Here is a 6,696-nt window from a genome sequence, read left to right as displayed (position 1 = left end):
ATCGCGACCGGCTGGCTGGCCGCCGACGCACACGGCCACCCGTTCCCGCCGCGGGACTACCCCGACGAGTTCGCCGCCGGCTCGACGCGGGTACGTCGGCCCGGCATGATCGGCCGCCAGTACACGATCCCACGGGAACACGTGTGCCACCTGACCGGAACCGCGGGTGCCGGCCTGGCCGCGAGCCCCGCATGGGCGCTGTTCGACATCGCGCGGCGCGGTGACCTGACGGACGCCGTCTGCGCGCTGGATGCGGGTCCGTCCATCGGCGTCGACCCGGAGCGCGACGTCCGGCCACTCGCGATGACCCCCCGACGGATCCCCGGAAAACGCCAGGTCCTGGCGGCGCTCGACCTGTGTGACATCGGCGCCCAGTCACCGTGGGAGACCCGGACCCGACTGTTCCTGATGAATCACGGTCTCACGGGGTTCGAGACGCAGGTCCCCGTGCCCGGCCTTCCTTATCACCTCGACCTCGGGCGCCGGGACCTCAAGGTCGGCGTCGAGTACGACGGCGAGTACCACCGCGACCCGGCGCAACACGCCAAGGACCTCACCCGCTGGAACCGACTCCGTCGCGCGGGATGGCTGGTCTACCCCCTCACCACCACGATGGTCACCCGCGACGCGCAGGCGACCGCTGCCGACATCCGGGCCGGCGTCCGCGAGCGCGGCGGCTGACGGCGGTGCGTCGCGTGACGGCGGTGCGCCGACTCACGGCAGTGCGCCGACGAAAAGACAGTTCCGCACACTCGCTCTCGGGCGATGTGTGCGGAACTGTCTTCTCGAGGTGGGGGGTGTAGGGGCTCGGGTCAGCGGCCGGTGCCGGCGTAGACCTGGGCCTCCTCCTCGCCGCCCAGCTCGAACGCCGCGTGCAGGGCGCGGACGCTCTCGGGGAGCTCGTCCTCGCGGACCAGCGCCGAGATGCGGATCTCCGAGGTGGAGATGAGCTCGATGTTGACCCCGGCCTCGGACAGCGACTCGCAGAACGTCGCGGTGACGCCCGGATGCGACTTCATGCCGGCGCCGACCAGGGAGACCTTGCCGACGTTGTCGTCGTAGAGCACCTGGTCGATCCCGAGGTCGTCCTTGGCCTGCGAGAGCACCTCGACGGCCCTGGCCCCGACCTCACGTGGGCAGGTGAAGGTGATGTCGGTCTTGCCCTCCGCCTTGGAGACGTTCTGCAGGACCATGTCGATGTTGATCTCGGCGTCGGCCACCACGCGGAAGATCTTGGCGGCGTACCCCGGCTGGTCCGGGATCCCGACGACCGTGATCTTGGCCTCCGAGGCGTCGTGAGCGACTCCGGTCAGGACTGCGTCTTCCACGGGGATGTCCTCCACTTTTCCGGCCACGAGCGTGCCCGGGTTGGTCGAATACGACGAGCGCACGCGCAGGGGCACGTGGTACCTGCGGGCGAACTCGACGCTCCGCAGGTTGAGGATCTTCGAACCGACGGCCGCCATCTCCAGCATCTCCTCGTACGAGATGGTGTCGAGCTTGCGGGCGTCGGGGACGATCCGGGGGTCGGCGGTGTAGATGCCGTCGACGTCCGAGTAGATCTCGCAGACGTCGGCGCCCAACGCGGACGCCATGGCCACCGCGGTGGTGTCCGAACCGCCACGACCCAGGGTCGTGACGTCGCGGGTCTCCCGGGACACACCCTGGAACCCGGCGACCAGAGCGATCTTGCCCTGGTCCAGGGCGTCGCGGACCCGCCCCGGTGTGATGTCGATGATCCGGCTGTCGCCGTGCTTGGTGGTGGTGATGATCCCGGCCTGCGAGCCGGTGAACGAGTACGCCTCCATCCCGAACGAACTGATGGCCATGGCCAACAGCGCGTTGGAGATCCTCTCGCCCGAGGTCAGCAGCATGTCCATCTCGCGCTGCGGGGGCGCCGGGCAGACCTGGTCCGCCAGGTCCAACAACTCGTCGGTCGTGTCCCCCATCGCGGAGGCGACGACGACGACGTCGTTGCCCGCCTTCCTGGTCTCGACGATCCGTTCGGCCACCCGACGGATACGTTCTGCGGACTCCACGGAGGAGCCGCCGTACTTCTGCACTACGAGTGCCACGCGGTCACACCCTTCCGGTGTTGATCGGCTTAACGCAGCCCTACATTACGGGAGGTGTTTACTCATCATCGATGACTGAAACTTGGGTGGCCGTCCTCCTGGCCCTCGCCTCCGCCCTCAGCCAGGCCTTCGGCACCGTGATGCGGCACCGCACGAAGGACCGCGCCGGGGGTCGGCTCGAGGGTCGCTTCGGCGTCCTGGCCAGCAGGTACTGGTGGTCGGGCATGGCGATCAGCCTGGCCGGATTCGCCTTCCAGGGTGGGGCGCTGGCGTTCGGCTCGCTCATCCTCGTGCAGACCATCACCGTCCTCTCACTGACCTTCGCGCTCCCGCTCGGAGCCTGGGTGACGGGCCGGCGGGTGACCAAGACCGAGTTGTTCTGGGGGTACGTCCTGGCGGGATGCGTGGTCGTCCTGGTGATCTACGGGCGACCGACGGGAGGCGACGCGCACCCGCCCTGGTACGAGTGGGCGCTCGCGTGCGCGGCCGGGCTCGCCGTCATCGCCGTGCTGCTGCGTCTGTCCCGGAACCGACGCCGCAACGGCAACCGCGCGCTGCTCCTGGGTGTCGCCGGCGGTCTCGCGTTCGCCTACGTCGCGCTGCTCACCAAGGGTGTCGCCGACCGGTGGTACTCGGGCGGGTTGCTCGAGGTGTTCACCACGGGCGAGGTGTACGGACTGGTGGCGGCGGCGGTGATCGCGCTGACGCTGCAGCAGATGTCGTTCTCCGCGGGGGCCGTGCACCAGGCGGTGCCCGCCTCCACGGTCACCACGCCCGTCGTCGCGCTGGGACTGGGGGTGGTGGTCCTGGGCGAGTGGTTCACCGTCGACGGCCCCGAGCTGGCGATCCTGGCCGCGACCCTCGTCCTGATGGTGGTGGCGACCGTGCGGTTGGCCAACAAGGAGGTCGACCAGGAGACCCAGTCGGTCCCGGGGTGACGCGGGCCGGGTGGGCTGCGGTTGACGCGGGCCGGGTGGGTCCCGGGTAACGCGGGCCGGGCGGGCCGCGATTCCAGAGCCATGAGGACCCACCCCGAGCGGCAGCGCACGTCGATCCCATCGCTTACGCTGAGCCTCATGCGTCTCACCCGCCCCAGCGACACCTCGAGCAACGGCCGCGCCGCACAGGGCGGCCGCGATTCCCGCCGTGATTCCCGCCGCAATTCCCGCAGTGACTCCCGCAGTGACACCCACCGGGGGTCACGCCGCACGTCCCGCCTCGTGGCGACGACGCTCGCCTCGGTCGCCGCGGTCATCGCCCCGCTCGCCGTCTCCGCGCCCACGGCCGGGGCCGTGGTCAACGGCACCCCCTCCGGGCCGGCGCCCTGGGCCGTCCAGATCACGACGTTCAGCGGCATCCCCGGCACCCCCTGCTCCGGAGTGGTGGTGGCCCCGTACTGGGTGGCGACGGCCAGACACTGCGGCCCCGCCAACCCGAACGCGTACACCCTGGGATTCGGCAACGGGGCGACCGTCCCGGGCGGGTTCGCCGAGACCGCCTCGCTCGCCACCCCCCAGATCGTCGGGGCGTTCGGATCCCTCGAGACCGGCAGCATCGGGCGGCACACCCCCGTCGCCGCCTACCACGCACCCGCCGGGGACGTCATGCTGCTCAAGCTGGCGCATCCGGCGCCGTCCCCGTCCGTCAAGCGCGCGGGCAGGGACCCCGTGGCCGGCGACGTGCTGCGGTTCCACGGCTTCGGCGCCACCTCGCCCGGCGGTCAGCGCGCCGCGGAGCTGCGCACCGGACTCACCCGCCTCGAGCGGATGGAGCCGCGGGGCGGATCCCGCATCGGCCGGTCCCACACCATCCAGGGCGGATACGGGGCCGGGGACTCCGGCGGGCCCGTCTTCCACGGCGACCTGCTGGTGGGCATCCATTCCGGTTCCGACCACGCACGACGCCAGCCCGACGGCACCAATCCGGCCTGGTACGAGTCGGTCCCGTTCCAGAACGGTTGGATCGACTGGATGATCGCCAACCGATGACGACGAGGTACCGGTCGCACCCGGCCGTCACTCACGTGCACCGGACCGCCCGCGTATTTGTCACACTGAACAGATGACCTCGCCGGAGCAGCCGGAGCTCGTGATCCGTCGCGCCTCGCGCGGCGACCTCGATCTGGTGCTGACCGCCGACGACCTGTTCAGCCACCCACCCACCGCGGAGTGGACCCGGGACTTCCTCGACAACGGATCCAACCTGCTGTTGCTGGCGCTGCAGGACGAGGTCCCGGTGGGCATGTTGGTGGCGGTGGAGACCGGCTACCTGGGCGCCAGCCCGGACCTGTTCGTCTACGGGATCCGGGTGAGCGAACCGCTGCGTGGCCGCGGGATCGCCCATCAACTGGTGGACAAGGCGCTCGGCATCGCCGAGGAGGCCGGCTGTCGCCGGCTGTGGGGGTCGATGCACCACGACCAGGAGCTGGGCGCCGACTCCCCGCTCTCCCCGCCGGAGGCGACCACGGGGTCCACGACCTTCGTCATCCCGATTCCGTGAGACCCCGCGGAACCGTGTATCGTGACCGCCATGCAGCGCGTGCTCCTTCTTGGGTGCCGCGGCGGGGCCCGCTGAGGCGGACCGGCTCCCCGTCGCGGGATCTCGTCGCGCCGGTCCGATCCCCACAGATCGAATCCACGGAAGTAGAGCCCCGCAATGAATCCCGCTGACGCATTCGTCTCGTCGTCGTCGACCATCACTCCCCCCTCCAAGCCCGGACGCCCCGACCAACCGTCGTGGAACCGACAGAAGGGCTCCTCGATGCCGGCCCACCGGTACCGGCCCTTCGCGGAGGAGGTCGAGGACGTCTCGCTGCCCGACCGCACCTGGCCGGACAAGGTCATCACCCACGCGCCCCAGTGGTGCGCCGTGGATCTGCGCGACGGCAACCAGGCGCTGATCGACCCCATGAGCCCGGCCCGCAAGCGCCGGATGTTCGAACTGCTGGTCCGCATGGGTTACAAGGAGATCGAGGTCGGGTTCCCGTCTGCCTCGCAGACCGACTACGACTTCGTCCGCGAGATCATCGAGGACGAGGCGATCCCCTCCGACGTCACCATCCAGGTGCTGGTGCAGTGCCGGGAGGACCTGATCCGCCGCACGTTCGAGGCGTGCGAAGGCGCGTCCAACGTGATCGTGCACTTCTACAACTCGACCTCGATCCTGCAGCGCAAGGTCGTGTTCCGTAAGGACAGGGACGCGATCAAGAAGATCGCCACCGACGCCGCCGAGCTGGTGACCGCCATCGCGAAGGACTACCCGGACACCAACTGGCGCTGGGAGTACTCCCCGGAGTCGTTCACCGGCACCGAGCTCGCGTTCTCCAAGGAGGTCTGCGACGCCGTCACCGAGGTCGTGGGCGCCACTCCGGAGAACCCGATCATCCTCAACCTGCCCGCGACGGTCGAGATGGCCACGCCCAACGTGTACGCCGACCAGATCGAGTGGATGCACCGCAATCTGGCGCGCCGCGACTCCACGATCCTGTCGCTGCACCCGCACAACGACCGTGGCACCGGCGTGGCCGCCGCCGAGCTGGCCTTCCAGGCCGGCGCCGACCGCATCGAGGGATGCCTGTTCGGCAACGGCGAGCGCACCGGCAACGTCTGCCTGGTGACGCTGGGCATGAACCTGCTCACCCGCGGCGTCGACCCGCAGATCAACTTCTCGGACATGGACGAGATCCGCCGCACCGTCGAGTACGCCAACCAGCTGCGCGTACCCGAGCGTCACCCCTACGGCGGCGACCTGGTCTTCACCGCCTTCTCGGGCTCGCACCAAGACGCGATCAACAAGGGCTTCGACGCACTGCAGGTCGAGGCCGACGCGCGGGGCGAGGACATCACCGACATCACGTGGGAGGTTCCCTACCTGCCCGTGGATCCCAAGGACGAGGGCCGCACCTACGAGGCCGTGATCCGCGTGAACTCGCAGTCCGGCAAGGGCGGCGTCGCCTACATCATGAAGAGCGACTACGGCCTGCAGCTGCCGCGGCGCCTGCAGATGGAGTTCTCCGCCCTGGTGCAGAACGTCACCGATTCCGAGGGTGGCGAGGTCACGCCCAAGCAGATGTGGGACATCTTCACCCTCGAGTACCTGGACCGCGTCTCCCCCATGGAGCGGATCTCCCAGCAGCTCGACCCGGCCGAGACCGACGACGGCGTGGACTCGATCGACGCCGTGGTCAAGTGGAAGGGCGAGACCAAGGAGCTGACGGGGTCCGGTAACGGCCCCCTGGCGGCGTTCGTCGCCGCGCTCAACGAGATGTTCGACGACGAGGTGCGCATCCTCGACTACTCGGAGCACGCCATGACCGCCGGCGACGACGCCACCGCGGCGGCGTACGTCGAGGTGCAGTTCGGCAACCGGGTGTTCTGGGGCGTCGGCCGGGCCGGTTCCATCACCACCGCGACACTGCGCGCCGTGGTCTCGGCCGTGAACCGCGCGTACGCCGACGAGGCCGTGGTCCCCGACGAGACAGTGGGCAGCACCGTGGGCGCCCGGACCTGGGCCCCCTGACGCCTGGGGGCTGCTCCCCCGGGGGCCGGCCCCGTCGAGAAGAGCGTTCCGCACACATCGCCCGAGGGCGGGGTGTGCGGGACGCTCTTCTCGTTGGGCGGGG

6 protein-coding genes are annotated in these 6,696 nt (G+C 69.9%); 5 read left to right on the top strand and 1 reads right to left on the bottom strand.

The window, feature by feature from the left end; genetic code table 11:
* Positions 1–681 (top strand): DUF559 domain-containing protein (locus G6022_RS13490; RefSeq protein WP_182691759.1); only part of this gene is annotated, 681 nt, incomplete at its 5' end.
* Positions 682–812: 131 nt separating this feature from the next.
* On the opposite strand, the gene G6022_RS13485 is transcribed toward G6022_RS13490, so the two are convergent.
* Positions 813–2,075: an aspartate kinase gene (locus G6022_RS13485; protein ID WP_182638458.1), complete on the bottom strand. Its 1,263-nt coding sequence runs from the start codon at positions 2,073–2,075 to the stop codon at positions 813–815.
* Between the two features lie 71 nt (positions 2,076–2,146).
* Between G6022_RS13485 and G6022_RS13480 the strand changes: the two genes are divergently transcribed.
* The 4 genes from G6022_RS13480 to leuA all read left to right on the top strand — a co-directional run bounded on the left by G6022_RS13480 (position 2,147) and on the right by leuA (position 6,593).
* Entirely contained in the window at positions 2,147–3,013 is an 867-nt protein-coding gene (locus tag G6022_RS13480; RefSeq protein ID WP_182638459.1) for a DMT family transporter, read from the top strand.
* A gap of 138 nt (positions 3,014–3,151) precedes the next feature.
* Positions 3,152–4,063 (top strand): trypsin-like serine protease, encoded by a 912-nt coding sequence (locus tag G6022_RS13475; protein WP_187701365.1) that lies wholly within the window; start codon positions 3,152–3,154, stop codon positions 4,061–4,063.
* Between the two features lie 73 nt (positions 4,064–4,136).
* A complete protein-coding gene (locus G6022_RS13470) occupies positions 4,137–4,574 on the top strand; it encodes a GNAT family N-acetyltransferase (RefSeq protein ID WP_182639876.1) in 438 nt (145 codons plus the stop codon).
* A 156-nt stretch (positions 4,575–4,730) separates the two neighbouring features.
* Positions 4,731–6,593: a 2-isopropylmalate synthase gene (gene leuA, locus G6022_RS13465; RefSeq protein WP_179524340.1), complete on the top strand. Its 1,863-nt coding sequence runs from the start codon at positions 4,731–4,733 to the stop codon at positions 6,591–6,593.
* Positions 6,594–6,696: the final 103 nt, after the last annotated feature.

The organism is Dietzia sp. Cai40 (genome assembly GCF_014145165.1).
GTDB classification, from domain to species: Bacteria; Actinomycetota; Actinomycetes; order Mycobacteriales; family Mycobacteriaceae; genus Dietzia; species Dietzia natronolimnaea.
Note: the sequence above shows the minus strand (reverse complement) of the source record. Positions and strands in the feature narration are given on the sequence as shown.

What these genes read in the sequence shown, in the direction of transcription:
- G6022_RS13470 (WP_182639876.1), top strand. Translation starts at nt 4,137, where the DNA reads ATGACCTCGCCGGAGCAGCCGGAGCTCGTGATCCGTCGCGCCTCGCGC.
- leuA (WP_179524340.1), top strand. Translation starts at nt 4,731, where the DNA reads ATGAATCCCGCTGACGCATTCGTCTCGTCGTCGTCGACCATCACTCCC.
- G6022_RS13480 (WP_182638459.1), top strand. Translation starts at nt 2,147, where the DNA reads ATGACTGAAACTTGGGTGGCCGTCCTCCTGGCCCTCGCCTCCGCCCTC.
- G6022_RS13475 (WP_187701365.1), top strand. Translation starts at nt 3,152, where the DNA reads ATGCGTCTCACCCGCCCCAGCGACACCTCGAGCAACGGCCGCGCCGCA.